A 25,849-nucleotide genomic window follows, 5' to 3' on the forward strand; every position below is an offset into this window, starting at 1 on the left:
AAAAAAAAGTATACTCAAAATTTTATTTATAATCAAGAATCTAAACCTCATTGCTTGCAATCAGATTTATATACTGCTTATTAATATAAATAAAATATATTACTCATTGAATAATTTCGAATATAAAACGAAATAAAAATAAATCTATATTTACCAAAGAAGACTATTTTGATTTTTAGGAATAATCAGCTGTTAGTTATTATTATGTTTCATAAATGCGTAACAGCAATTTTAGTATTATCTGCTGAATTCAAAAAATTAAATTAAAATGCATTTAACAATGAGTTAAGTAAATGATACTTTAGAAATTTACTGATTATAATATTGTTTTCCTATGAGCTGGCACAATTACGTAATAAAGAATACAAATATTGAAGGTGCCCGAGCTTCCTTTGAAGCAGACTGTGGTACCTTATTCAGAACAATGTTTCCTGAAAATGATGTCCGACGTGTTGAAGTAAAACGAGGAGATGGAGGGGTTGATATTTTCATTGGTAATATTGGAGTGGAACCAATCACTGTGATACAATGCAAATTCTTTTTGAATGATTTTGGAAATGCACAACATCAGCAAATCTCCAAATCCTTTAAAACTGCGATAGAATCTACCGAATACAAATGCAAAGAATGGATTTTGTGTATTCCTGGAATACTGGATTTGAAACAAAATTTGTGGTGGAGCAATTGGGTTGAAAACCAAATAACATTATATAATTTAAAAAAAGGTTCGATTAAACTGAAAGATGGAGAGATATTAATCGATTTATTTAAAAAGTATAATTTGTTCAATCAGGTTTTTAAGATTGAAGAAATGCTGCAGCTGGAAAAAATTGACGATAAGTTCGATTTACTTTCAAATGGGAACCAGCTGACTTTTGAACAGGCTGAATTTGAGATAAAAAAAGGATCATATTATCTTGAAAATGTTTCTAATTTTTTTGGGGACAATATGACTACACATTTGGAACGAGAAGAAACGATTAAAATCTATGATTGGGTAAAAAGAGATCTGGTAGTTAACGAAAAGAACGTTTTTATTGTTGAGGCTGAAAAGGGCTATGGAAAAACAGTAATCTTAAAAGATTTGTTATTAAAACTGAATGAAGAGAAGATTGATGCCTTAGGTATAAAAGCTGATAAATATTACGCTTCGGACAGACCGGGTCTTGAACGAATAATTTTTCAGAAAGAAAATATTCATATTGAGGATATTGCCAGACTTTATAATGAGAAAGGAAAATTACTGGTAATTATTGTGGATCAATTAGATGCATTATCTCAATCACTTTCTTCAAATAGAGAATATCTCCAGACGTACAGCAGGCTGATTGCCGATTTATCTTATTTTAACAACGTACGTATTATTATTTCTACGCGATCATTTGATTTAAATTATGATGCTGAGATCAGCTTGTATAAAAAGGCTGAATATTCTAAACTAAAAATATCATTGATCAGTAAGGAAAAAGTGAAAGAAATATTAGCTAAATATCAAATTCATAATCCTTCTGAAAAGTTATAATACCTAACCATTTAGATATTTTCTGCAGAATTCCCGATAAAAAAGACCGTGATACATTGTCATCATTAAAGGATTTATTTGACGCACTATGGGATCAGCTTATAAATAGTAAGAAAGAATTGAATCTGAAACAGATACTATATCAAATTTCAAATAAAATGTATGAGCAGCAGCAAATTATTACAATTAATTTATTTGATGGTTCGACAAGAGAGCTCAGTTATCTTAAAAGCAATAGTTTATTAATTGAAAGTGATAGGGAACTTCAATTTTTTCATCAAACTTTTTATGATTATACATTTTCCAGACAGTTTGTTGAGAGTAAAAAATCTTTGGAAAAGTATATTAAAGAAAATTCACAAAGTCTTTATGTAAGATCTGTTATTAAGATGGTAATTGAATATTACCGTGAATATGACCATAAAGAATATATTAGATTATTAAGAGTGCTTGTCACATCTGCCTCCTATAGGTTTCACTTAAAAACACTTGTAATTTCCAGTTTTGCGACGATAAAAAAACCTACAGCGGATGAAATGAATATAGCTTCCAAATATATTCTTCCAAATTTTAATTATGCGCAACTATTTATAAGTGAAGTTCACTCTTCTGGATGGTTTAATTTTTTGCTAGATAAAGATGTTCCTTCGAACTATTTTCTATATTCAGAAAAATGGTATCACAGGCTATATAAAAAATTGGTTTTAAAAAAGATTATTAGTGTTGATTATTGGCCAGACTACAACTATAAAAAACAAAGTACCGATAGAGTAACTTTAAACTTACGATTGTTTGTTAGTAATTCAAAAGATAATATTGAGGCTATATTAAATTATCTGATAAAAATTCCAGAATTCGAAGGTAAACAGAATTTTATGGAGCACTTTTTAACAGATATAGACCACTGGGATAACCCAAAACTGCTGCCGTTGTTTGATATTTATTTAGCCCCTGAAGATTCAGATACAGTAAAAGATAACTTTTGGTTTTATCATACCCTGGAAAAGATTATTGTGCATGATCCCATTTTTGTTTTCAATAAAATTAAGAAAATTATACTTCGCGATTTTGATGAAGACGGGATGTTTGCTGATTTCAGTCATGATCAGGTGACGCTTTTTGAAAAGATTAATGAAATTCATCCAGATAAATCTTTTGATTTTTTCTTTGAAATTTACAATAGTGTAGCTGAGGAAACCAGATTCGCAGGGAGCTATGAGGAAGTAGGAAGTGTATTATATGACAGCTATACATTTTCCTCCGATATAGAAGATGCAGAGAATGAGCGTGCAGATTTTTTTTTACAGAAAGTTCTAGTAAATTATATTAAATCAAAGGTAAAGGACTACCCATTCTTTATTACTTTTTTCAATAAATATAAAAATTCAGATTCGGTCAGTATACTGAAAATATTGATTCTTGGACTTTTAGAATATACAGAGCTGTATAAAAAGGAAATACTTGACTTGATCAAAATCATTTATTTAAAAAATGGTTTTAGTGCATCAGATGATAAATTTCAATTCTATTTGAGAAATCTTATAAGTAAGAGCATTTCGATGTACGATAGTTACGATAAAGAAAAAATAGTAGAAATATTATTATCTGTTAAGGACCCGCATGAGATGTATTCTTTTTCTGGGAAAGAATCACGAAATGAATTTGGCAGTTACTATGGTAAAAAGAAATATTTATTTTTAGATATACTTCCTAAAACCGAGAGAAACAGTTTTCCGGTCCTAAAAAAAACTCATATGGAACTGCAGAGAAGATTTCCGGACCTGCAAATTAGGGAGTTTAGAAATAATCGCGTCAGATGGTCAGTGGTAGGTGCTCCTTTACCATCCAAAGCCTATGACAATATGAAGATGCAGGATTGGAAAAAGACAATTTTGAAATACGGTGACACGTATATTCGTAAAAGAAATTCACACTCATCCGAGGGCGGTAAAACAGAACACTGCAGAGCATTTGGAGACGCTGTAACTTCTAATCCTGAAAAATTTTATCCATTTCTTGCTGAATTGTTAAAGGATAATAATGTGTCTGCAGATTATCTGGCTTCGGGTATTGAGGCCCTAATTAAATCTAATTTTGACACTGAAATGCTGCATACTCTATATAAGCAGCATATCAGTAGAAAGCTTGATTCCGTTAATTCTCTGCACGCTGTTAGGAATATTGATTATTTTATAAATCATAAAAGTGTCGATGCAGAGATTATGACATTTTTATGTGAATTACTATTAAGTGTTACTGAATCTAATATGATTAAAAATTCAAAAGATCTCCTTAATGCCAGTTTAAATTCTTTGAGAGGTGCCGCAGCACACAGAATAATTAAGTGCAGTTATGATTATTCATTACAGGAGCAGATTTTCTCTACATTAGAACAGATTACAGAGGATCCTGATGATTCAGTGATAGCTGCGATACTATACAATTTAGCTTATTTGAATAATTTTAATTTAGAAAGATCCTTTAAAATATTCTTAAAGCTTATTGATACTGATAATTTAGAAATTCTTAAAAATGCATTTAGGCCTGCATCATATTTTAGAAATAAATATTATGAAGAAATGAAACCCTTTTTTAATAAAATTATTGAAAATGAAGAACTGCATAAAGATGGAGGTATTCTAATAGCTTTAAACTGGTTTTCAGGATTTGATAAAGATAAAATTTGTTTCAATAAGTTTATGTCAAAGAGCAGTACAGCAAAATTAGAAATATTAAGGACAGCGGAGGCTAACATTTTTACTGACGGCCAAATTGATGTAAAATGCCTGGATGTTTTTTTCCATTTTTTAGAAGGAGATAAAGAATTTTCCAGTGCTTATGCAGGATTTGTTCTACGGAAATTTAAAAGGTCAAATTTTAAAGTATTATTGCCATTTATGAAAAAATATGCACAATCAGAAGTGTATAATAATGAGCCGCGATATTTTTTACAATATCTTTTAAAGTGTTCAAAAGACTATCCCATTGAATGTTTGGATTTAGTTAGAAAAATGAATTTTAAAAGAGTTCCGAATGTGCAGCAAAGAGGGCGTTATGATTCTGAACCAGTACAATTGATTCTTTCTATTTACAGCAGTCTTAATAATCATTTTAAAAACAATAAGAAGCAAATTGAAGTTTCCTTAAATATTTTTGACAGCATGATGAAGTTAGATCATCTGAGATTTTCTGCTAATAATGCCTTGGATAAACTTTAAAATAGATTTCTAATTTATAGTATAAACGTAGATTAAACTATAATCAAATCTTCAATATAGGCCGAGCAAATTTAATTTTTAATCTTAAGCCAATTAGTACGATCTGCGTTTGTATTTTTCACTATAATGGCAGCTATTTTTATAGCTATGATTCGCTTATAAGAATGGGGCATTTAAAAACAGGGAATAAAAAATCTGAGGAAATTTTAATGTTTTTACTTTTTTAATACCAAATACGAAAGTGAAGGATCACTTAAAAGCCGTTCCATTTCGGAATGAACAATATCCTGAATATCCTGTTTTATCTGCAGATAATTTCGTTGAATCATGACATTGTCCAGCTTACGAACAGCCGGAATATCTTTATAATTTTCTTCCTCTATTTTAAGGGCCTGATGATCGTTTATAATTTCTGAATGAAATGTTTTAAGTTCAATCCTGCAGTCGGGATTGTCTGCCACCATACCCACAAATTCGCCTGAACTCAATGCTGAAATTTTAGAAGGAGGTATTGCGGATTCCAATTGTTTGGAGCGGCTGATGGAAGTACCACTGCTGTTTATGGAAAGACTTTCCCGATCCTGCATTATTTTGCCGAAGCGCTCGGATAACTGCTTGGAGGTGTCCCCAGTAACCTGTCCGCTTATAATGTTTCCCGTAATATTCATTATTACATCAGCCTGTTCGCGTCCATAGTCTTTTCTGAGCTGGCTGAAATCCTGTATGCCCAGACAAGTAGCCACCTTGTTGCTTCTTGCAGTTGCTATAAGGCTGTCCATATTGTTTAGGTAAATAGTAGGGAATTCATCAAAGATTAAACTTGATTTCATCTTTCCTTTTTTATTGACAAGTTTCACCAATCTATTGACATAAAGAGATAAAACGGCGCCATAAATTTGTATTTTCTGAGGGTTGTTGCCCATACATATAATCTTTGGTTCCATTGGATTATTAATATCCAGAGTAAAGTCATTTCCCGATAAAACATAGTACAGAGAAGGTGAGGAGAGCCTTGCCATTGCAATTTTCGCTGTTGCAATCTGTCCCTCCAATTGATCCATTGCATCGTTTAGGTAAGCAGGTTAAAAATAGACTTTAAAGACGCGGATACCAACGGTAACTTCAAAATAAATCATTATCATCAAAATTACGGGTATGATCTTGAGGCAAGTTTAGCTAAACATCCAATAAAAGAACTAAAAAACAGCGAATTCAGGGAAAACCTTATTTCTTCATTAAAAAAAGGTAACATACAGTCAGTTACTTTCCTGATTAATGGTACTGAGAAGAAACAGTTTGTAGAGGCTAATCCTCATTTTAAAAATATCAATATTTATGATGGCAGTATGCAGCGTATCAACAATCGTGAGAGTAAAGAACAGAGACAGGGAAATGCAGAAGACAAATCAACAGTGAAGGACAAAAAAACTGATCAAGATGTAAATACTCAGGAGTCAGACGCAGGAGAAAGGAAAAACCTTAAAAAGAAAAGGATATCCAATTCAATTTAGTTGTATTAAAATCCAATCTTTATGAATAAACCGCATGAAGTTAACCGAGTAGAAATAGAACTGGCGCATTGGCAATCAAAAGAAGCACGTTTTGAAAAATATTTCCAAGGAAAATTGGCCGATAATAGAGCCCTTCTTACAGCAAAGTTGCAACATTATGAAGGTATCATTGCAAAATATAAATCCTCGAAAAGTCTGGAAGAAGTATTTGCAGTTCGGCTTGTGCTGCATGAACGCAAAAAAATAGTTAAGCAGCTGTTTCCAAATTTCTATGCAAGAATATTAAGGAAGCTTATTCATGTTTTATTTGTTGGAAAGATTAGAGAAGCGAGATATAATAGGGAACAGCAGCAAAATCGCGAGAATGTGATAAAGACTATTATGAAAACCGGCTTTAAAGATGCTGTTCCTAAAGTTAATGAGCAAATGCGAAATGGACTTTCAAAATTTGAGGTGCCGGTCAATTATTATCTTAATGAAAATGAACGCGTAATTCACCGACTGTTTTTTTCTAAAAACCAGAACGAACAGTATGAATTTGACGGATACAGAATGACGATGTACAATGAGTTAAATCCAGATGGGTTTAAAGAACATTTCTTTAAGGCTGATGGCTCCAATGTCTTTAATCTTAAAGAATCATTTAATTTATTGTCAGGAAGAGCAGTGGAGAAAGATGGAAAGTGGCTGCAATTGGATCTGTGCGATAGAAATGGTGAAGATAATTACAGGGTTAAAGAGTTTCACTCAGATTTTGCTTTTGATCTGGAAAAAACTATTCTCAGCCTTCCGTTAGAACAGCTTCGTGACGAATCTTCTAAAACAAAACTGTTTCAGTCATTAAGAGAAGGTAATCTGGCTGAAGTTACTTTTTCGAAGAACAAATCAGAGACAAGGTATATTGCATGCAGCCCTCAGTTCAGGTCAGTAAACATTTATAACGAGAATCTACATAAAATAAGTCTGGCTGAGGCTGTGAATAAGAAATACAGCAGAACTGTCAGACAAAATGAAAAGCCTGTTATAAAGTTAGAGGAAAAAGAATCCCGTAATAAAGTAAAAAAAATAATCCGATAAAATTTATAACTATGGAAAGTTTAAATGCATTGTCAGATTTTTTCACTGCAATTAAAAAAGATTTCAGGATCAGTACGACGCATATCGCTATATATGCCGCTCTGCTGCAGTGCCGGGCAGATAAGGGTTTTATAAATCCTATAGAGGTATACAGGCATGAAGTTGCACTTGTAGCCAAAGTGCTATCTGCCTATACCTATCATAAATGTATCCGTGAATTAAGTTCATATGGATATTTAAAATATGAGCCATCTTTTAAGAAGACTCAGGGGAGTAAGATTTATTTTATGGATAGTATCAATTGACAATACAATTGATTTTAAAATAGGATTATGAAAGAGTGCACATTTGAAAATCTACCATATATAATTGGAAAATTATATTCAAAAGTTAGTAAAATAGAGAAATTAATTAAAATCAGTCAAATCTCTGCAAATAATTCCGATGAAGAATTGATGACAATAGAAGCTGCTGCTGAATTATTAAAATTATCTGTAGCTACAATATACACTAAGGTCTCCAAGAATGAAATTCCGGTAAATAAGCAGGGAAAACGTCTTTACTTTTATAAACAAGAGCTTCTAAATTGGATAAAATCAGGAAGAATAAAAACTATAGATGAAATTAAACAAAATGTTGAGGTAAAATTTAGTTCAGATAGATATTCAAAATAGTTTTATTTACCTGTTAATGAAGTAAGATAAAGACATCACGATTTATACGTGATGTCTTTTTTATAAATGAAGCACACAAATTATATAAAAGATATCCTAGAGGTCGTTTCCCTTTTTTTCTCATCTATAATTTTGGCATAAATTTGAGTAGTCTTTACACTTTTGTGACCTAACATTTTTGACAGTGTAAAGATATCTGTACCGGAAGAAACCTGCAAAGTAGCGTAGGTATGCCTGAAACAATGAAATGTAATATGTTTCATTATTCCTGCTCTGGCAACCCAAACAGGCAGTACTCTGTCAACCTCCCATTTTTTTAGACCGTGAAAAACTTTCTCATTTTCTCCCTGTATTCCTAATATTTCGAATGCCTGTTCTGAAATTGGCATTGTCTGAAGACCTTCTGTTTTCTTCTGCTTGAATCTAATATAGTACCCATCATTTTCAATATATTCAATTTCGGCCCATGTTAATTTTGCGATATCAGAGTATCTCAGCCCGGTCATAACAGAGAATACCGAAATTCTATATACGATATCATTAGAACAGGGGGTTGAAAATAGCTTTTTGGCTTCTGCGTGAGTTAGAAAATTTCGTTGAGATTCCTGCTCTTTTATAGAGTCGACAGAAGCATTTATATCCTTTCTTAACTTACCTTCTTTATGTGCCAGCTTCAATGTAGCTTTGATTTTATTATGATAAGACAAAGCTGTATTTCGGGACAAAGTTTTTTCCGGATCCCTCAGACTTTTAGCTTTTAATAAATAATATTTAAAATCTTCTATAAAAGATACTGTTATGTCTTTGAAAGCAACTTGCCGGCCTTTAAGAAATGATTCAAAATGGATAATGGAACAATTCCAGTTTTGGTAATTATTTCCTTCTTTCTTTTCCGCAGCTTTTTTAAAATACTTTAAAAATGGTTCATTTTCATTTTTTTGAATTTCCATTTGTTCTTTTTCAAAAGCGGAATATATCGCATCCTTGTACAATTCATTTTGTTTTCGAATTCTTATTAATTCAGCAGTATGGCTGATCTCAATATTTGAGATTTTTTGAATTTGATTCAGTGGTTTTTCATACAGATACAATTTAAGGAATTCTCTTCTGGTATATTCATTTGTCTGATGATTTAGTATTGGCGGGTAATAATCTAAATAAAGAGATATTTTGCCTCTTGAAATTACTTTTTGTCTCAATGTTACACTTGTCTTTTTCATATTCTTCCTGCATTAAATATAATATCAATATCATTTTTCGCTACATAATTAAATTTTCCAACAGAATATTTAGATATGCCATGCCGCTGTATCAGCATATACAAAGCTCCTGGAGATATTCCGAACTTTTGCTGGATTTGGGTTATAGTATAACAATTATCCAATCCTGGGAATTCCTGTATTGGGCGAAGTACAGTTTGATCTAAGGGGAGTGTAAAGAAGGTGTCCATATCACTTCTTCGGATTACGGTTCTTGTCCCAAATTTTGCGATGTCAAGTTCTCCTCTTGATATAATTCTGTAAATAGTCCTTCGGCTGATTCCAAATAGGGCACTAGCCTGTTTCACGCTAATGAAATCTTTTGTCTTTATGACTTCAAGCTGGGGGTTTTTGGCAATTTCAGTCTGCCTGTTGCTTTCATCAATTTTTGATTGTCTGGTTCTTGCCTTGTAAGCTCTGCTGCTGCATTTTAGGGAGCAGTACTGTGTTTTTGTTGTCTGTGCTGTAAATTCATTTTGACAGAATTGACAAATACGGGCAATCTTCATGTTTGTACTCATAGAAATGTGACTTTAAGTGTCCCACTGTGACTATGTGTGTCTCTACGTGCCATGATTTGGCCAAAAAAAAATAATTTTTGTACCTCAATAAAACGAGGTACAAATGCGGTACAAATTTAAGCAAAATATCACTTAATATCCAAAAGATAATGTAAATAAAAAACAGTTAAAATATTGATAATCAATATTTTAACTGTTTTACTTGTTGTTATTTTGTGATGTTTTGTCCTGCTACTTTCCGATGCAAAAGTTAGCAAAAATATTCCCCAGTAATTCGTCATTACTGACTTGTCCTGTAATAAGTCCGAATTGATACAAAGCTTCACGAATATCCAGAGCTATTAAGTCGCTTGATAAATTTGTTTCAAGACCAAATTTTACTTTTGTAATTTCATCTAACGCTTTTAGTAACGAGTCATAATGTCTTGTATTTGTTACAATTGTTTCATTATTTCGAAGCGCACCTGTATTTACAAATGAAAGTAATTCATTCTTTAAATCATCAACACCAATTTTTTCTTTAGCAGAAATTTTTAAAAGTTTCAAGTTTAAAGTTTCAAGTTTTTGGTCGATGTTTTTGATTTCATTTTCGCTTAATAAATCGACTTTATTTACAACAACTAAAATTGGTTTAAGTGGATACTTATTTTTAACTTTTTCAATTTCGATAATATAGTCAGAACCTGAAACCTGAAACCTGAAACCATCAAACAAAAAGACTACAACTTGTGCCTGTTCTATTTTTTCGAAGGTTTTTTTGATTCCGATGCTTTCTACAACATCTTTTGTTTCACGGATTCCTGCAGTGTCAATAAATCTGAAACCTATTCCGCCAATAACAAGCTCATCTTCAATTGTATCACGTGTGGTTCCTGCAATTTCAGAGACAATCGCCCGTTCTTCGTTTAATAAAGCATTTAATAAAGTCGATTTTCCAACGTTTGGTTCTCCAACAATAGCCACAGGAATTCCGTTTTTAATTACATTTCCAACCGCAAATGAATCAATTAAACGTTTCAAAACAAACTCAATCCTGTTTAATAATTCATAAAATTGGGTTCTGTCCGCAAATTCTACATCTTCTTCTGCAAAATCTAATTCCAACTCAATTAGAGAAGCAAAATTCAAAAGTTCTTCACGCAATTTGGCTATTTCATTACTAAAACCGCCACGCATTTGTTGCATAGCAATTTGATGTGAAGCTTCATTATCTGATGAAATCAAATCGGCAACAGCTTCAGCTTGTGATAAATCCAGCTTTCCATTCAAAAAAGCTCTCAGGGTGAATTCCCCAGGATCTGCCATACGGCATCCTTTTCTTAATAATAACTGAATAATTTGCTGCTGAATATAAGTAGAACCGTGGCAGGAAATTTCGACAGTATTTTCACCTGTATAGGAATTAGGGCCTTTAAATACTGAAATTAATACTTCGTCCAGTGTTTTGTTATCATCAACGATATGCCCTAAGTGCAGGGTATGTGTCTTTTGTGTGGTTAAATCTTTATTTTTTATTGATTTAAAAACAGAGTTCCCAATAGCAATAGCTTCTGAACCTGAAATTCGAATGATGGCAATAGCTCCGGCTCCGGAAGGCGTAGCCAAAGCAACTATAGAATCTTGATTTATCATAAGGCAAAGGTATAAAAAAAGGCTCAATTTTGCCAATAAGACTGCCAGACTTAAACCTGACTTTTAAGCTTTCAAAAAGTGGTATTTAAGAAATTATTAACTGTTAAATTACTGATAATTATCAGGTTAAAATCTTTTCAGAATCGTTAAATTTGAGTAGAAACTAATTAATCCAATATAAAATGAAAAAGATATTATTTCCAACCGATTTTTCTGAAGCTGCAACAAATGCATTTATTCATGCTTTAGAATTTGCCAAAATTGTTAATGCTGAGCTTATCTTACTTCATACTTTTGAAATTCCGGTATATGACAGTCAGTTTTTTCCTGAAAATTATGCAGCAATTTACAGTTCTATTGAGTTGGCGAAATTTGAAATGTTTAAGGACGAAATACCAAAATTGAAAGCTATAGCTACGGAACGAAATTTAGAAGGTATTGTGATTAAACATCGTTTAATGGATGGTGATTTGATATATAACTTGAAAAATGTTGTTGCCGAGGATAATATTGACTTTGTAATTATGGGGACAAATGGAATTTCAGACTGGACAACATTCTTTTTAGGATCCAATACAAGTTCTGTCATTTCAGGAGTTGAAGTTCCGGTTTTATGTGTGCCGATAGATGCTAAATTCAAAAAAATAAAAATAATTGGTTTTACAACTCGTTATCGTGAAAAAGATAAAAAAGAACTGAGGAAAGTATTGAAAATAGCCAAAAAAACTAATGCCAAAGTTCGAAGTTTATATGTTAAAACTACAGCTTCAGATGTTTCTCTGGAAACCATAAAAGAATGGGAAAGAGAGTTTTCTGATGAAAATGTAGAATTTTTAGTCCTGCCAAGTGACGACGTAAAAGAAACAATAATCGATTTTATACTCTTTAAAGATATTGATATCCTCACCACTATTACCCATAAAAGATCCTTTTTTGAAAGTCTTTTTGATTCGGGTTTTACTAAAAAAATAACAAAAGAAGTTTCAATTCCTGTATTAGTGATGCATGATAATTAAATTTCTGAAGTAATTAAGGGGCAATTTTGTAATGGTATAACTTATATTTGTGTTTCATTAAATTATAAACATGGATTTTTATCAAAACAAGGTTGTTCATTACACAGAAGCATTAAGTAAAACCAATAAAAAATATAATAGTATCAGTATTTTAAGGCTTTTCAGTATTTTTATTTGTTTGTATTTGGGATTTTATTATATAAAAACAAATGAAATCTTATACTTAATATGTGCTTTTATATTTTTTATGGGTTTTGTTTTTTTAATGCGTTTTCATTCACGTTTATCTTTTCAAAAACAACTTACTACAGCACTTTTGAAAATTAATGAAAACGAAATTATTTATTTAAAAAGAGAAAAAATTCCGTTTGAGAATGGTATTGAGTTTAATGATTTTCACCATCCTTATGCTTATGATTTAGATATTTTTGGAGATCATTCACTATTTCAAAATTTAAACAGAACAGCTACTTTTATTGGAAAAAAGACACTTGCTAATCAATTATTGTCACAATTTCAAAATAAAGCAATTTTAGAAAATCAGCAGGCTGTTAAAGAGCTCAAATCAAAAATAGAATGGAGACAGGATTTTTATGCTCTTGCGGCTGTCAGTACTGACACGAAGGAAGCTTATGAGTCTTTAATGTATTGGAAATCATTTAAAAATGATAATTTACCTAAAGTTTTAATTGTGGCTTCTGTAGTGCTTCCAGTGTTGTTTTTTGGACTTTTAACAGCCTATTTTATCACTTCAAAAATAATTTTATTATCTTATTTAACGTATGTTTTTATTGCCAATTTGGTTGTTTTGGGAAGATCATTAAAACGAATTCAATCAGAAATAGCTAAAGCAGATAATATTGATAAAATTATTAAACAGTATAGTTTATTAGTTCAGAAAATTGAAACGGAAAATTTTCAATCTAAAAAATTAATGGATTTACAGCAGCAGCTTATTTTTAAAAATGCAACAGCAAGCAGCCATTTAAAAGATTTATCCGAATTGTTTTCGAGAATGGATACCATTGGAAATTTTGTAACGGCAATTTTGTTTAACGGGACATTTTTATTTAATCTTCATGTATTGAGATCGCTTTTAAAATGGAAGGAAAACTATTCGGCTGAGCTTGAAAAATGGATTGCCGTTATTGGTGAATTTGAGGCTTTAAACAGTTTGGCGAATTTGAGTTACAATAATCAGGATTTTGTTTTTCCTGAAATTAATTCAGAATATAAAATTGGTTTTAAAGATTTAAGTCATCCATTGCTGAATCCGGCAACAAGGGTAGGGAATGATACTCATTTTTATCCGGAATCGTTCATGATTTTAACGGGTTCTAATATGTCGGGGAAGAGTACTTTTTTGAGGAGTTTGGGTATAAATATGGTTTTGGGAGGAATTGGTTCTGCAGTTTGTGCTTCAGAGGCAACAATTCATCCTTTGCCGGTTTTAGTTTCAATGCGATTATCTGATTCTTTAGCGGATAGCGAATCGTATTTTTTTGCCGAAATAAAACGTTTAAAACAAATTATGGATGTATTGGAAGAAAAACCCGCTTTTGTTCTATTGGATGAAATTTTGCGTGGGACTAATTCAGATGATAAACGCAACGGAACCATTGAAGTTGTAAAAAAAATAATAGCGAAAAAAGCAATTGGAGCAATTGCAACGCATGATATCGAGGTTTGCCTGACAACTAATGATTATCCTCAAATTTTAACAAATCAATGCTTTGAAGTAGAAATTAAAGATAATGATTTACACTTTGATTATAAACTTCGAAACGGAATCTGTAAAAATAAAAGCGCTACTTTTTTAATGAAAAAAATGGGAGTAATTTAAATTTGAGGTTATAAAAAAACTTTTTCTGCTTTTTCGAAAATGAAAGGAGGCAGAAAAAGTTTTAACAGATAAAACAAAATTTAGGTTTTATAGCTATTTATAAGTTTGCTTTGATTTTTTCAATAGTGGTTTCATATTCTGTATCAGTCAAATATGTTTTTTGAGGATTCATTTCAAAAACGCTTCCAAATCCATAATCATCTTTATATTTAGGAACAATATGTACGTGCAAATGCGATAGCGTATCACTAAATGCACCATAATTAATTTTGGCTGGATTGAATGTTTTTGCAATTGCTTTAGCAACAGTAGCAACGTCTTCCATAAATAAATTACGTTGTTCGTCACTTAACTCATAAAGTTCCACGGCATGATCTTTGTAAACTACATTGCAGCGTCCTGTATAGGATTGTTCTTTAAAAAGGAAAAGCTGAGATACTTTTAAATCTCCAATTTTTATCATTAATTGATGTAAGGTGTCATTATTTTGGCAATAAAGGCATTCTGAAACGGGACTCGGCATATTTTTTAATCTGTAAAGGTTCTGTAATAATTGAAATTTCTCTCTGTAAAAATACTTTTTATTTCAAAAGAAAAAACTTTTTCTGCTTTTCAAAAATGAAAGAGACAGAAAAAGTTTTTTAAAGAAATGAAAATTAAATTTTGATCTTAGAATTTATATTTCAAGCTTGCCATAACCTGGCGTGGTGCAATTGGGTTAACACTGTAATTTTCGTGTACTGTATAATTCAACTCGTTTGTAATATTGGATACTTTACATAAGATTGAGAATTTTCTCCATTCATAACCAGCAGAGACATCAATAGTTGTATATCCTTTTATCGGGATATCGCGATCTCTAATGGTTACTGTATATGGAAGTGCTGGTGGAGCTGGCGTTGGTGTAATAGGTGTCCATAGATAGTCATCATTCCATCCGCCTAAACGGTCACCAATATAGTTTCCGATTGCACCAAAAGTAACTCCTTTTAACATTCCGTCTGGCAATTTGTAGAAGAAACTTAAATTAGCTGTATTTGCTGGTGTTCTTGCTACACGATCTCCTTCAATAAAACTTCCGTTAGTTCCTGAAGTATTGGTATAACGCATATCATTATAACTATAACCTGCAATTATATCAAGACCTTCTACTGGTCTTGCCGTAATGTCAACTTCGATACCTTTACTTTTTGTTGCTCCGCCTAATATTTTTATAGAAGTATCTGTATTTAAACTTCCATCTGCTTTATTAGGAGCAGTCTGTGCTAAATTACTGTTGGTAATTTGATAAACAGTAACGTTTGTACTTAATAATCCTTTGAAGAAATCGGTTTTAATACCAGCTTCATATTGGTCAATGATAGAAGCATCTATCGTTTTTAAATCAGGAGTTGTTCCTGTGTTTGGTGTAAATGAGCTGGAATAGCTACCAAATAATGAAATTTCTTTTGTTGGTTGGTATATTAATCCAACTTTTGGAGAAAATGCATTATCCAGTTTTTTAGCAGCAACTGTAGGTATTGCGTCTTGTGGTTTTCCGTTTCCGGATGTTTCCTTGTAAGTGCTAACCTCAGCTTCCTGCCAAGACCAACGAATACCTGCTAATACTTTTATTTTTTCTGTAATAGAAACTAAATCCTGAAAATAGACACCAAAACGATTTGTTTCAGTTTTTACAATTTGAGTAGCTCTGGCATTAGGAATATCATTTCTTTGTGTTGATGGGTCAAAATTGTAAAGATTGATAGTGTCATATATACTTGGGTCGTATATTGGAGTGCCGTCAGATTTTGTACCTGTTTGTAAATATTTTTCATTAAATGCATATGTGTATGCTGTTGCAAATGAATTTTCCCAATCTGCACCAGTAAATAATTGATGTTTAACACTTCCTGTATTAAAAGTACCTTGTAAACTTAATTGGTCTCCAAGTATTTGTTCTAAGTTTTTATTTTGAGTTAATCCTCTGTTCCAGTCTCCATTTGCTTTTACAGTTGATAATTGAGCTGTCGATTTAGAAGTTCTGTTATAATTTTGAAGGGAAGAATTGAAATTAAGCTTCCAGTTTTTGTTGAAATCATGGTTTACTAATACAGAAGTACTGGTTAATTTTGTATTTCCATTAGACCAAAGTGATCCATAAAAATTGTTACGAGGTAAATCTAAAATCTCCTTTCCAACAATTCCTGTTCCAAAATCAGGAGTCCAGTCTGCAGTTAGGTAATCTCCTTGAAGTGTAATTTGTGTTTTTGGACTTATTACGAAAAGTAAGGAAGGATTAACATATAAACGTTCGTTTTTTACGACATCTCTAAAGCTTTCAGAGTTTTCATAAGAGCCATTAATTCGAAAAGCGACTGATTTGCTAAGAGGTCCGTAAAAATCAATAGATGGTTTGTAGTAAGCATAGCTTCCCATTTGCATTGATATTTCGCCGCCACTTGTGAATGATGGTGTTTTGGTGACTAAATTTAATATTCCGCCTGGTGCAACATTTCCGAATAATAAAGCGGCCCCTCCCTTAAGAAATTCAACTTTATCTAAACCGGAAATATCCGGAATTGAACCTGCATTATAACGAAATCCATTTTTAAACATATTATTAGCAGACATATCATATCCTCTGGAGAAAAATGATTCCTGAGCTCCACCACGAGCTGAACTTACATAAACACCGTTGGCATTTTTTAAAACTTCACTCAAACGAATTGCTTGTTGTTGATCAATAACTTCTGAACTAATAACTTGTATGGCTTGTGGGTTGTCCATTGGTTTTAGACCTGAGCGGACAGCTGTTACAGGTTTTGGCTGTTTGTTTGTGGTAATGATTACATCTTTCAGGGTTTCACCTTTTTTATTTTTCACAGTGTCATTAATTGCAGAAGCAGTATCATTACTTGAAGAATCCTGACTGTATGAGGCTAAACTTAAAAATGATAAACTTAAAAGTAAGATGTATTTCATAACGTTTATTTAGAATAATTTAAAATAAAATTTTCTGCAAATATAATAGGTAAGTTTTTTATTTAAAAGTTTATTTAGATTAATTATTGTTAATTATGTAACTGTTTAATTGTTAATTGTTTGTAAAGTTTTTTATCTGGTAAAAATGTAAAATAGCAAGAAAAAGTATGTTTTTGAAGCCAATTTAAAACAAAAAAAAAGCCGTTTTCTGATTGAAAAGGCTTAAAACAGATAAAATTTTAAATTCTCAGAAACAAATTCAATATTATTTGACGGCCATTGGGTATGTAGCCATTTTTCAAATTTCAGAATTCATTTTATGACAAAATTTATACAGGTTATGATTTTTTATAATTGAGGAATATATGATTTTACCTTTGTAATGTTAAAAATCAAAAGGAACAAATCTTTAATAAATTAGTTCCTTTTGAGGCTAAGTTGTTATTAGAATTTATAAGAAAAACTAGCTACTGCATTTCTTGGTTTTTGTGGATTAACAGTTGACCAGCCACCATTAAAATACTCTTTGTTTGCAATGTTATTAATGTTTAAGGCAACTCTGAATTTGTTTGTACCATAAAAAACAGATCCATTTATAACGGTGTAAGATGGGAGTACAAATTTACCGAGTATTTCACTATTTACGATTGCATTTTCACTGGCATAATTTCCTCCAAAACCTAAACCAAAACCTTTCAAAGATCCATAATAAAATTTATAGGTTGCCCAAAGGTTTACTAAATTTTCAGGTCCTGACCACATTGGTCTTTTACCTTCTTCCAGCCAAACATTGCCTATATCTCCTTTTGTTACTTTACTGTCATTATAGCTGTATCCGGCAATAATATTTAAACCTTTTACAGGCGAAGCATTCATATCAAATTCAAAACCTTTGCTTTGTGACTTACCACCTTGTAGGCTTCTGCTTATATCAGCTGGATCGGCAGTCAGTAAATTAGCAACGTTGATATCGTAATAACTTACGGTTGCATTTAATTTATCGCCTAAAAGATTTGTCTTAATTCCAAATTCTAATTGATTGGCATGCTCCGGTTCGAAAGTCTGACCTTCTGTTGCACGATCAGGCGAAACATTTTTAAAACCATTCATATAATTAGCAAATAAGGCTAGTTTATCTTCAAATGGCTGGTATAATAATCCAAATTTTGGAGATAATGCCGTTTGATTATAATCATCTTCATCTGTTGTAATATCACGTTTTGTGTCAAAATAATCTACACGTAAACTTGTCATTGCAATTAATTTAGGTGTAATGTTGATTACATCAGATGCATAAATGCTATAAGTATTATCTCTTAAATTATAATTGCCCGTTTCAGTATTTGAAAGCAATTTATCAACTGATGACTGAGTCAAATAATTTGGATTTTGATCATCATATTGCCTGATTTCTCCCTGAGGCGTAACGTTGTAAACACCATTCCATCCGGTTCCTCCGTACATTACATCTTTTTGAAAATAATCAAGACCAATTACAATTCGATTGCGCATATTGCTAATTTTGAAATCACCAATAAAGTTCTGCTGAATATCAGTGGTTGTAGTAAATGAATTTTCTTTGGTTATATAAATAGAAAAATCTCCCTGTCCGTCTTGATTATCGGAAAGATATGAGTAATATCCATTAGATTTTGTAGATCCTCTGGATAATGCCGTTTGCGAAGTCCATTGATCCGATATTTTATAATTCATTTGTGCCTGTAAGTTGTATTTTGGGTTTTTTATCGATAAGTCATTGTTAGTAAAAGACAACTTTGTGTTATAATTTAATTCATCAATATTGGAAAATTGTAAAGATTTGCTTCTTCCTAAAAATAGCATTGCAGGTGTTGTTTTTTCTTCCTGCATAAATTCGGTATTAATTAGGAAAGATAATTTTTCGTTAACCTTGTAGGATAGGACAGGAGCCACAAAATAAGAAGTACGGAAACCTGCATCCTGAAAACTGTTTTCTGTTTGATAAGCTGCATTTACTCTTATGGCAACATTATCAGATTCATTTACAGAAGTATTTACATCAGCGGTAACCCGGTTAAGACCAAAACTCCCGGCAAGATAAGAGACTTCTGTGCCAAAACCCGAATAAGGTATTTTAGTTACGGTATTTATAAGTCCACCATAAGAAATAAGGCTGCTTCCAAATAAAGTTCCTGATGGGCCTTTTATAACTTCAATTCTTTCAATGTTAGCAGGATCTAAACTACCGTTTGTTAATCCTGGCAATCCATTTACAATATTCGCCTGTGTTGCAAAACCACGAAGGGTATAAAAGGATCCACCGCCTCCGGCACTCCCTGTAGATTCCCATAACTTTTGAATTCCGGGTACATTTTTTAAGGCATCTTCATAATTAGTAATGGCTTGCTCTTTCATTATTTCTGATGAAACTACATTGTAAACCTGTGGATTTTCAATGTTTTTTAAAGGCATTTTAGAAACATACACACTTTGCTTCGGAAAAGTTTTTCCCCTGTCATTGGTAATAATAACTTCTTTTAATTGTTTATTAGAAATGGTTAATTGTAATTGGAGCGTTGTAGTTTGATTTTCGGTAACCGTTATATCCTGAGTAAGTGTTTCGTAACCTGTTAATGAAACTTGTAAAGTATAAGCGTTAGGTTTTACTCTGTTAAATTCGAAACGGCCATCATCATTGGCAGTTGTAGTATATTTTGAATTTTTAAGAACAACATTTACACCAGCTGCGGGATCACCATCGGATGTGGTTATAATCCCTTTTATTTTTCCATTGCTTTGTTGAGAAAAAACACTGGCAGAAGAAATTAAAAATAAACAAATTATAAAAATAAAATGCAAAATTCGGTGGTTAGAATAGTTCATAGAGTTGTGGTATTGTTTAAATGGTATTAGTGGTTTTTGAAATAAATCAATCGATACAAATGTAAAAAATTAGCCTGTACGAAAAAAAACTTAATTTTGCTGCCAAATTAAAATAGAAACAACTAAATGATTATTCCATTTTTAAAAAAAATACAAAACACTCCCAAAGGATATAGAATAGCCAATACTGTATTTTTTTTCGTTTCAGGATTTGGATATTCTTCCTGGGCATCCCGAATTCCCGATATTAAAACACAATTAAATTTAACCGAAGCCCAATTTGGAGCCGTGCTATTTGCTTTTCCGATTGGACTGATGTTTACAATGCCTTTTACAGGAAAATTATTAAACAAGTACAGCAGTCGATATTGTATGCTTTTGGGAGCTGTTTTGTTTAATATTGTTTTGGCCTTTCCTGGATTTGCTGCTTTTGTCTGGCAATTGATACTTATACTTTTGATATTTGGGGCTTCCCGAAATATTTTTAATCTGTCGATCAATGCTCAGGCCCTTGAAGTTCAGAAACTGTACCCAAAATCAATTGTGACACGTTTTCATGCCGTTTGGAGTCTGGCAGGATTCGCAGGAGCAGGTTTAGGATATGTGATGGTAACGCAGCATATCGCACCTTCTTTTCATTTACTGGGAATAAGTGTCGCCATGATGGCGGTAACAGCCTGCTTTTACCCAATGTCGATTCATACTGAACCTATACCGCAGGAAAAGAAAAAATTCCTGTCCATGCCAGATAAGAATATGATTAAGTTTGCCTTAATTTGTTTTGTTTCAATGGCCTGTGAAAATACGATGTACGACTGGAGCGGCATCTATTTTCAGAATATATTGCACGCTTCGCCAAAATTGACAACAGCGGCATTTGTGTTTTTTATGACAGCCGTAACTTTAGGGCGTTTTTTAGGAGATTATGGCGTGATGAGATTTGGTGTTAAACAAATCCTGTTTTACAGTGGAATTTTAATTACACTGGGATTTTCCATTTGCTTTATAATGCCATATGTTTACCCTACAATTTTTGGTTATGTTTTGATTGGAGTAGGAGTTTCCTGTGTAGTTCCGTTGGTTTTCAGCATTGCCGGAAGATCAACAAAATTAAGCAGCGGTTCTGCTTTGACTTCTATTTCAACAATTGGCTATCTTGGTTTTCTGTTAGTTCCGCCAATGGTGGGTTTCATCTCTGAATTTCTAAGTATGAAATGGGCGTTTTTGGTAATGGCTTTATTAGGCGGTCTTATGATTTTGATGGTGAATAAGATTGGGACAGAGGAGTAGGGTTATTTGTTCTCACAAAGTCGCAGAATAAAAAAATCTTTCTTAGTGACTCTGCGACTTTGTGACAGATTTATTTCTTCACCATAATAAATCTCTCCGTAGTCAATTTCCCTTGCAATTTCCCTGTAACTTCAGCAGTTAAAGTATTATTTACGCCTTTGGTATATGTGATTTTTTGAGGATAATCGTGTTTTGGGTTTTCAAAAACCAATTGTTTATCCGATGCAGCAGTTGATGGAAACGCGACAGGTTTATCATCATTTTGCCCTTTTACAGTGGCAAGATAGCTTAATGTTTCTCCTTTTTGTGCCAAAACAATGCTTTCAAAATGTATGGTGTCTTTTCCCTTTATTAAATAGGATGCTGCACTAAAAGTACTGTCATTTAGTTTTTGCCAGTTTTCAGTCAGAACGCCGTCCGGTGAAGTGTTTTCCCAGTTTCCAATAAGCCAGTCGGCTATTTTGATTTTATCTTTTTCGGCAGAATCTTTTTTCTGACAAGAAACAACTGCTAACAAGAGCGTTAAAAAAGTAATTTTCTGAAACATATGTTTGAATATTTGGTGTTTATATTGAAGTACTAAAGTATGAAAAAAATGATAGTTGTTTGCAGTCATTATTGAAAACGTCAGTTCGAGTGTTTTTTGAGTAGTGAAACGGAACAAAAAATGTATCGAGAACCATTTTTAATTCTAATTTTTCTTGTTCTCGATACAATTCCGCAAAAAAGCGGAATCACTCGAACTGACGAAAAATTATAATCAAAAATTCGTTTATCCAATTAAAAGCTTTCGTTCAAAATTGAATAAACCAGTTCCTTAGTAGGTTTTTGATTTTTTAGTTTAGCTCTCACTTCATCAAAAGTTACTTTAAAGTCACAGCCTAATTTATAATCACCACAGCCGTAAGCAGTTTTACCTTTCAGAACCGTTCCCTTTTTACATTTGGGACATATTAATGTATCTGATATTGCTTTCGGAGCTGTTTTCTTCGTTTCTAATTTAAGTTTGAAGCCTTCCTCAAATCGTATTAATCCTTCGACTGTGCCGTCATTGGTTTTAAAGTCTTTCAAATTTACAGTTGATCCTTTTTGAAGCAATCTTAAATATTGGTTTTCTGAAATCTTTTTCTCAGCAAAAACATAAGGCAATACAAAATCACAACCCGACTTATATTCGCTGCATCCGTAAGCCGATTTACCTTTTATGAGATTCCCTTTTTTACATTTTGGACAAGTTTCTGCCAAAATTCCTGCTGCTTTCTTTTTCTCAACTTTAGGCAGCTCTTTTTGGATATTTCCTGCATGCGAAATATTAGCGTGAGTAGTTTCACTCCGTACTTCATATACCAAAGCTTCAACCATGCGTTTCATGTTTTTAATAAATGCAGCTGCGGTAAAAGTCCCTTTTTCAATATCTTTCAGTTGCTTTTCCCAGGAACCTGTTAATTCAGCTGATTTTATTAATTCATTTTGAATGGTATCAATAAGCTGAATTCCGGTTGGTGTTGGCAACACCTGTTTTTTATTTCGAACAATGTATTGACGTTTAAAAAGCGTTTCAATAATATTAGCTCGTGTTGACGGACGCCCAATACCATTTTCTTTCATCAATTCGCGTAAATCTTCATCATCTACTTGCTTTCCTGCAGTTTCCATGGCACGCAATAAAGTAGCTTCCGTAAACTGATTTGGTGGTTTGGTTTCTTTTTCTAAAAATGAAGGCTCGTGCGGACCTTTTTCTCCCACAACAAAACCTGGTAATAAATCCGCTTCTTTTTCTTTTGCGTTTGGGTCTTCGAAAACAACACGAAATCCTTTTTTCAGGATTTCTTTTCCGGTGGTTTTGAACATTACATCGGCTGCTTTTCCAATTACTGTGGTATTGGCAACCAAACAATCGTCGTAAAAAACGGCAATAAAACGTTTTACAATAATGTCATACACTTGCTGCTGATTGTGTGGCAAATTGATTTCTATTCCGGTTGGAATAATTGCATGGTGATCCGTTACTTTTTTGTCATTAAAAACCTTAGGCGATTTTTTTATTTTTTTTTCTAAAAGCGGTTGTGTCAATGTACTGTAATTCGATAATTTTTGTAGAATTCCGGGCACTTTCGGATAAATATCACTTGGTAAAAACGTAGTATCGACTCTTGGATACGTAACGACTTTTTGTTCGTATAAACTTTGTGCGATTTTAAGTGTTTCATCTGCCGAAAACCCAAATTTTGTATTGCAATATACTTGTAAACCAGTTAAATCAAATAGTTTTGGTGCAAACTCATTTCCGTTCTTTTTTTCAACAGAAACAATTTCAAACTCACTTTCTTTAACTTTATTAGCTAAAATTTCACCGTCTTCTTTATTCAAAAAACGGCCTTCTTCATAACTAAAAAGTATTTCTCTGTATAAAGTCTGTAATTCCCAGTAGGGTTGCGGTTTAAAATTTTCAATTTCTTTAAATCGGTCCACAACCATCGCTAAGGTTGGTGTCTGTACACGGCCAATAGACAAAACTTGTTTGTAACCGCCATGTTTTACGGTATACAAGCGCGTAGCATTCATACCCAATAACCAGTCGCCAATTGCTCTTGAAAATCCGGCGTAGAATAAATTATCGTAGTTGGCAGATGGTTTCAGGTTTTCGAAACCTTCTTTTATGGCTTCGGTGGTTAGGGACGAAATCCATAAGCGCTGAACTTCTCCTTTATAATGCGCTTCGTTCATTACCCAACGCTGAATCAATTCTCCTTCTTGCCCGGCATCCCCGCAGTTGATTACCAATTCGGCTTTGTCAAATAAGCTTTTTATAATTTTAAACTGCTTTTCAATGCCCGAATTCTGTACCACTTTGGTTTCAAATTTCTCCGGAAGCATAGGCAGGTTATTCAAATCCCAGCTTTTCCAATGCGGTTTATAATCGTTAGGTTCTTTTAAAGTACATAAATGCCCAAAAGTGTAAGTCACGGCATAACCGTTGCCTTCGTAATAGCCATCATGCTTGGTATTGGCTCCCAAAACGGATGCGATTTCTCGTGCTACACTTGGTTTCTCGGCAATACAGACCTTCATTTTTTTCTTCTAATTTTGAAGGTGCAAATTAGGAATTTAGAATTTGGTATTGAAATGAAATTTTTATGGAGTTTTGCTAGCAGTATTTATTTACGTGAAGAAGGTATTTTAAATATAAATAAATTTCTCACAGCTATTATAATTGTGACACCTTTTGTCAGGTTCTGGCAAAATTAATTAATCGTTTAATATTTCCTTTGTCAGCTTCTCTGATTGATTTTATATATTCTGCTCGTGTTTCGTTGGCCTTTACCATATTTGAATGATTCCAGGTGAAAATAGTTTCTCCAAAAACAGATTCAATTATTATGTCAGCCATTATTCTGGAATGTCTTCCATTTCCATTTGGGAAACAGTGAATATTAACTAATCTATGCTTAAAACGTATGGCTATTTCATCTGGAGGAAATGTTTTATTTTCAATCCAAAATTTTGTATCATCAAGTAATGTTCTTAAATCGATTCCAATATTGATCCATTTTACACCAATGTTTTTTTCTGATCTTCTAAATTCTCCTGCCCATCGCCAAACTTTTCCTAACATTTTTTTATGTAAAGTTTTTATAAATTCTTCCGTTAATATTCTCTCTTTTTCCAGTTTCAAACCAATTACCCATTCAATGGCTTTTTCAATGTTTAATTGTTCATGTTCGTCCAATTCGCCATGGGTAGTTATTGATTTTATTAATATTCCTTCTTTTTCGTCATCATTTAGTGGTGTTTGACCATCCTCATAAACAAATTCTATTCCCATAATGATTTACGCATTTCTCTTTTTATTTCACTTGCTAATTCTTTTATGGCTCTATCTATCTGTTCATCACTATTTTCCTGGTTTTCTAATTTCATATTGTTGCTGGTTCTTAGAACAATTTTTTTTGCCAGTTCTGATGCTTTATAATTGATGAGATTTTCAATTGTCCCATGGTTAGGAACAAATCCATATACAAATTTCATGTCTAATGCATTACCAATCTCTTTAAGGGATTTAATTGATATCGCTTCAGAAGATTCTCTTTTTTCAATGTTTTTGGCACCTTGCTTAGTCATGTTTAATTTATTGCCTAATTGTTCAAGTGTCATATTTAACGTAGTTCTGATAGTATAAACCCAGCCTTGTGATGGAATAATTACTTTTTCAGTTCCTTGATAAGGTTTTAGTTTTCTATCCAGTTGCTCAATTAGCAATTTTTTTTGATTACGCATAGTAATTGTGTTTACAATTCAATACAAAAGTAAACATATTTATTTACAAATAAAAAATAAAGTCAATTTATAAGTTTATATTTTTATAAAAAAGTAAACAAATAAGTATACATTTTTAATTTAAAGTAAATCTATACGTTGACTAATAAGGCTTAAAACTTAGAGGAAATAGGAGTGTGTCT

20 protein-coding genes are annotated in these 25,849 nt (G+C 32.4%); 9 read left to right on the plus strand and 11 right to left on the minus strand.

Annotated features, from left to right (window positions below):
• Positions 1-334 precede the first annotated feature (334 nt).
• Together PMI10_RS21720 and PMI10_RS13430 are read left to right on the plus strand one after the other, a co-directional pair.
• Positions 335-1,522, plus strand: a complete 1,188-nt coding sequence (locus PMI10_RS21720) for an ATP-binding protein (RefSeq protein ID WP_007808773.1) — start codon at positions 335-337, stop codon at positions 1,520-1,522.
• A 56-nt stretch (positions 1,523-1,578) separates the two neighbouring features.
• Positions 1,579-4,740, plus strand: a complete 3,162-nt coding sequence (locus PMI10_RS13430; RefSeq protein WP_157489829.1) for a hypothetical protein — start codon at positions 1,579-1,581, stop codon at positions 4,738-4,740.
• A 215-nt stretch (positions 4,741-4,955) separates the two neighbouring features.
• Here PMI10_RS13430 and PMI10_RS13435 read toward each other — a convergent pair whose 3' ends face one another.
• Complete coding sequence (locus PMI10_RS13435; RefSeq protein ID WP_007808776.1) at positions 4,956-5,801, minus strand: TraM recognition domain-containing protein; 846 nt, start codon at positions 5,799-5,801, stop codon at positions 4,956-4,958.
• Positions 5,802-6,086: 285 nt separating this feature from the next.
• Between PMI10_RS13435 and PMI10_RS22095 the strand changes: the two genes are divergently transcribed.
• The 4 genes from PMI10_RS22095 to PMI10_RS13455 are packed head-to-tail and all read left to right on the plus strand — an operon-like array spanning position 6,087 to position 8,002.
• Positions 6,087-6,251 carry a hypothetical protein gene (locus PMI10_RS22095; RefSeq protein ID WP_157489831.1) on the plus strand — a complete coding sequence of 55 codons (165 nt, stop codon included), beginning with the start codon at positions 6,087-6,089 and terminating at the stop codon, positions 6,249-6,251.
• A gap of 21 nt (positions 6,252-6,272) precedes the next feature.
• Positions 6,273-7,328, plus strand: coding sequence for a hypothetical protein (locus PMI10_RS13445; RefSeq protein WP_007808778.1), 1,056 nt, complete (start codon positions 6,273-6,275; stop codon positions 7,326-7,328).
• Between the two features lie 11 nt (positions 7,329-7,339).
• Complete coding sequence (locus PMI10_RS13450; RefSeq protein ID WP_007808781.1) at positions 7,340-7,633, plus strand: hypothetical protein; 294 nt, start codon at positions 7,340-7,342, stop codon at positions 7,631-7,633.
• A 27-nt stretch (positions 7,634-7,660) separates the two neighbouring features.
• A complete protein-coding gene (locus PMI10_RS13455; RefSeq protein ID WP_007808784.1) occupies positions 7,661-8,002 on the plus strand; it encodes a helix-turn-helix domain-containing protein in 342 nt (113 codons plus the stop codon).
• A gap of 80 nt (positions 8,003-8,082) precedes the next feature.
• Here the strand turns inward: PMI10_RS13455 and PMI10_RS13460 are convergent, their stop codons facing one another.
• From PMI10_RS13460 to mnmE, 3 genes are all read right to left on the minus strand, one after another.
• Entirely contained in the window at positions 8,083-9,222 is a 1,140-nt protein-coding gene (locus tag PMI10_RS13460) for a tyrosine-type recombinase/integrase (RefSeq protein WP_007808787.1), read from the minus strand.
• Entirely contained in the window at positions 9,219-9,782 is a 564-nt protein-coding gene (locus PMI10_RS13465) for a helix-turn-helix domain-containing protein (protein ID WP_007808789.1), read from the minus strand. The genes PMI10_RS13460 and PMI10_RS13465 overlap by 4 nt, the downstream gene beginning before the upstream one ends.
• 231 nt (positions 9,783-10,013) lie before the next feature.
• Positions 10,014-11,414 (minus strand): tRNA uridine-5-carboxymethylaminomethyl(34) synthesis GTPase MnmE, encoded by a 1,401-nt coding sequence (gene mnmE, locus PMI10_RS13470; RefSeq protein WP_007808792.1) that lies wholly within the window; start codon positions 11,412-11,414, stop codon positions 10,014-10,016.
• A gap of 182 nt (positions 11,415-11,596) precedes the next feature.
• Between mnmE and PMI10_RS13475 the strand changes: the two genes are divergently transcribed.
• On the plus strand, positions 11,597-12,430 hold the full coding sequence (locus tag PMI10_RS13475; protein WP_007808795.1) for a universal stress protein: 834 nt from the start codon (positions 11,597-11,599) through the stop codon (positions 12,428-12,430).
• Between the two features lie 70 nt (positions 12,431-12,500).
• On the plus strand, positions 12,501-14,273 hold the full coding sequence (locus tag PMI10_RS13480) for a MutS-related protein (protein WP_007808797.1): 1,773 nt from the start codon (positions 12,501-12,503) through the stop codon (positions 14,271-14,273).
• Positions 14,274-14,370: 97 nt separating this feature from the next.
• On the opposite strand, the gene PMI10_RS13485 is transcribed toward PMI10_RS13480, so the two are convergent.
• The 3 genes from PMI10_RS13485 to PMI10_RS13495 form a co-directional block, all read right to left on the minus strand.
• On the minus strand, positions 14,371-14,736 hold the full coding sequence (locus tag PMI10_RS13485; RefSeq protein WP_202948190.1) for an HIT family protein: 366 nt from the start codon (positions 14,734-14,736) through the stop codon (positions 14,371-14,373).
• A gap of 206 nt (positions 14,737-14,942) precedes the next feature.
• Positions 14,943-17,237 (minus strand): TonB-dependent siderophore receptor, encoded by a 2,295-nt coding sequence (locus PMI10_RS13490; protein ID WP_007808800.1) that lies wholly within the window; start codon positions 17,235-17,237, stop codon positions 14,943-14,945.
• 444 nt (positions 17,238-17,681) lie between these two features.
• On the minus strand, positions 17,682-20,099 hold the full coding sequence (locus PMI10_RS13495; protein WP_007808801.1) for a TonB-dependent receptor: 2,418 nt from the start codon (positions 20,097-20,099) through the stop codon (positions 17,682-17,684).
• Between the two features lie 126 nt (positions 20,100-20,225).
• On the opposite strand from PMI10_RS13495, the gene PMI10_RS13500 reads away from it, so the two are divergent.
• Positions 20,226-21,389, plus strand: coding sequence for an MFS transporter (locus PMI10_RS13500; RefSeq protein WP_007808802.1), 1,164 nt, complete (start codon positions 20,226-20,228; stop codon positions 21,387-21,389).
• Between the two features lie 70 nt (positions 21,390-21,459).
• Here PMI10_RS13500 and PMI10_RS13505 read toward each other — a convergent pair whose 3' ends face one another.
• The 4 genes from PMI10_RS13505 to PMI10_RS13520 all read right to left on the minus strand — a co-directional run bounded on the left by PMI10_RS13505 (position 21,460) and on the right by PMI10_RS13520 (position 25,667).
• Entirely contained in the window at positions 21,460-21,936 is a 477-nt protein-coding gene (locus tag PMI10_RS13505; RefSeq protein WP_007808803.1) for a DUF6265 family protein, read from the minus strand.
• 233 nt (positions 21,937-22,169) lie between these two features.
• Positions 22,170-24,461 (minus strand): DNA topoisomerase 3, encoded by a 2,292-nt coding sequence (locus PMI10_RS13510; RefSeq protein WP_007808804.1) that lies wholly within the window; start codon positions 24,459-24,461, stop codon positions 22,170-22,172.
• 157 nt (positions 24,462-24,618) lie between these two features.
• A complete protein-coding gene (locus PMI10_RS13515; RefSeq protein WP_007808806.1) occupies positions 24,619-25,215 on the minus strand; it encodes a mobile mystery protein B in 597 nt (198 codons plus the stop codon).
• Positions 25,206-25,667 (minus strand): mobile mystery protein A, encoded by a 462-nt coding sequence (locus PMI10_RS13520; RefSeq protein WP_007808807.1) that lies wholly within the window; start codon positions 25,665-25,667, stop codon positions 25,206-25,208. Before PMI10_RS13520 ends, PMI10_RS13515 begins: the two co-directional genes overlap by 10 nt.
• Positions 25,668-25,849 lie beyond the last annotated feature (182 nt).

Source organism: Flavobacterium sp. CF136, from assembly GCF_000282055.1.
Classification (GTDB): domain Bacteria; phylum Bacteroidota; class Bacteroidia; order Flavobacteriales; family Flavobacteriaceae; genus Flavobacterium.

Bases quoted from the DNA above. Each gene is read 5' to 3' on its own strand.
- PMI10_RS21720 (WP_007808773.1), top strand. From the start codon at position 335: ATGAGCTGGCACAATTACGTAATAAAGAATACAAATATTGAAGGTGCC.
- PMI10_RS13435 (WP_007808776.1), bottom strand. From the start codon at position 5,801: ATGGATCAATTGGAGGGACAGATTGCAACAGCGAAAATTGCAATGGCA.
- PMI10_RS22095 (WP_157489831.1), top strand. From the start codon at position 6,087: ATGCAGCGTATCAACAATCGTGAGAGTAAAGAACAGAGACAGGGAAAT.
- PMI10_RS13445 (WP_007808778.1), top strand. From the start codon at position 6,273: ATGAATAAACCGCATGAAGTTAACCGAGTAGAAATAGAACTGGCGCAT.
- PMI10_RS13450 (WP_007808781.1), top strand. From the start codon at position 7,340: ATGGAAAGTTTAAATGCATTGTCAGATTTTTTCACTGCAATTAAAAAA.
- PMI10_RS13455 (WP_007808784.1), top strand. From the start codon at position 7,661: ATGAAAGAGTGCACATTTGAAAATCTACCATATATAATTGGAAAATTA.
- PMI10_RS13460 (WP_007808787.1), bottom strand. From the start codon at position 9,222: ATGAAAAAGACAAGTGTAACATTGAGACAAAAAGTAATTTCAAGAGGC.
- PMI10_RS13465 (WP_007808789.1), bottom strand. From the start codon at position 9,782: ATGAGTACAAACATGAAGATTGCCCGTATTTGTCAATTCTGTCAAAAT.
- mnmE (WP_007808792.1), bottom strand. From the start codon at position 11,414: ATGATAAATCAAGATTCTATAGTTGCTTTGGCTACGCCTTCCGGAGCC.
- PMI10_RS13475 (WP_007808795.1), top strand. From the start codon at position 11,597: ATGAAAAAGATATTATTTCCAACCGATTTTTCTGAAGCTGCAACAAAT.
- PMI10_RS13480 (WP_007808797.1), top strand. From the start codon at position 12,501: ATGGATTTTTATCAAAACAAGGTTGTTCATTACACAGAAGCATTAAGT.
- PMI10_RS13485 (WP_202948190.1), bottom strand. From the start codon at position 14,736: ATGATAAAAATTGGAGATTTAAAAGTATCTCAGCTTTTCCTTTTTAAA.
- PMI10_RS13490 (WP_007808800.1), bottom strand. From the start codon at position 17,237: ATGAAATACATCTTACTTTTAAGTTTATCATTTTTAAGTTTAGCCTCA.
- PMI10_RS13495 (WP_007808801.1), bottom strand. From the start codon at position 20,099: ATGAACTATTCTAACCACCGAATTTTGCATTTTATTTTTATAATTTGT.
- PMI10_RS13500 (WP_007808802.1), top strand. From the start codon at position 20,226: ATGATTATTCCATTTTTAAAAAAAATACAAAACACTCCCAAAGGATAT.
- PMI10_RS13505 (WP_007808803.1), bottom strand. From the start codon at position 21,936: ATGTTTCAGAAAATTACTTTTTTAACGCTCTTGTTAGCAGTTGTTTCT.
- PMI10_RS13510 (WP_007808804.1), bottom strand. From the start codon at position 24,461: ATGAAGGTCTGTATTGCCGAGAAACCAAGTGTAGCACGAGAAATCGCA.
- PMI10_RS13515 (WP_007808806.1), bottom strand. From the start codon at position 25,215: ATGGGAATAGAATTTGTTTATGAGGATGGTCAAACACCACTAAATGAT.
- PMI10_RS13520 (WP_007808807.1), bottom strand. From the start codon at position 25,667: ATGCGTAATCAAAAAAAATTGCTAATTGAGCAACTGGATAGAAAACTA.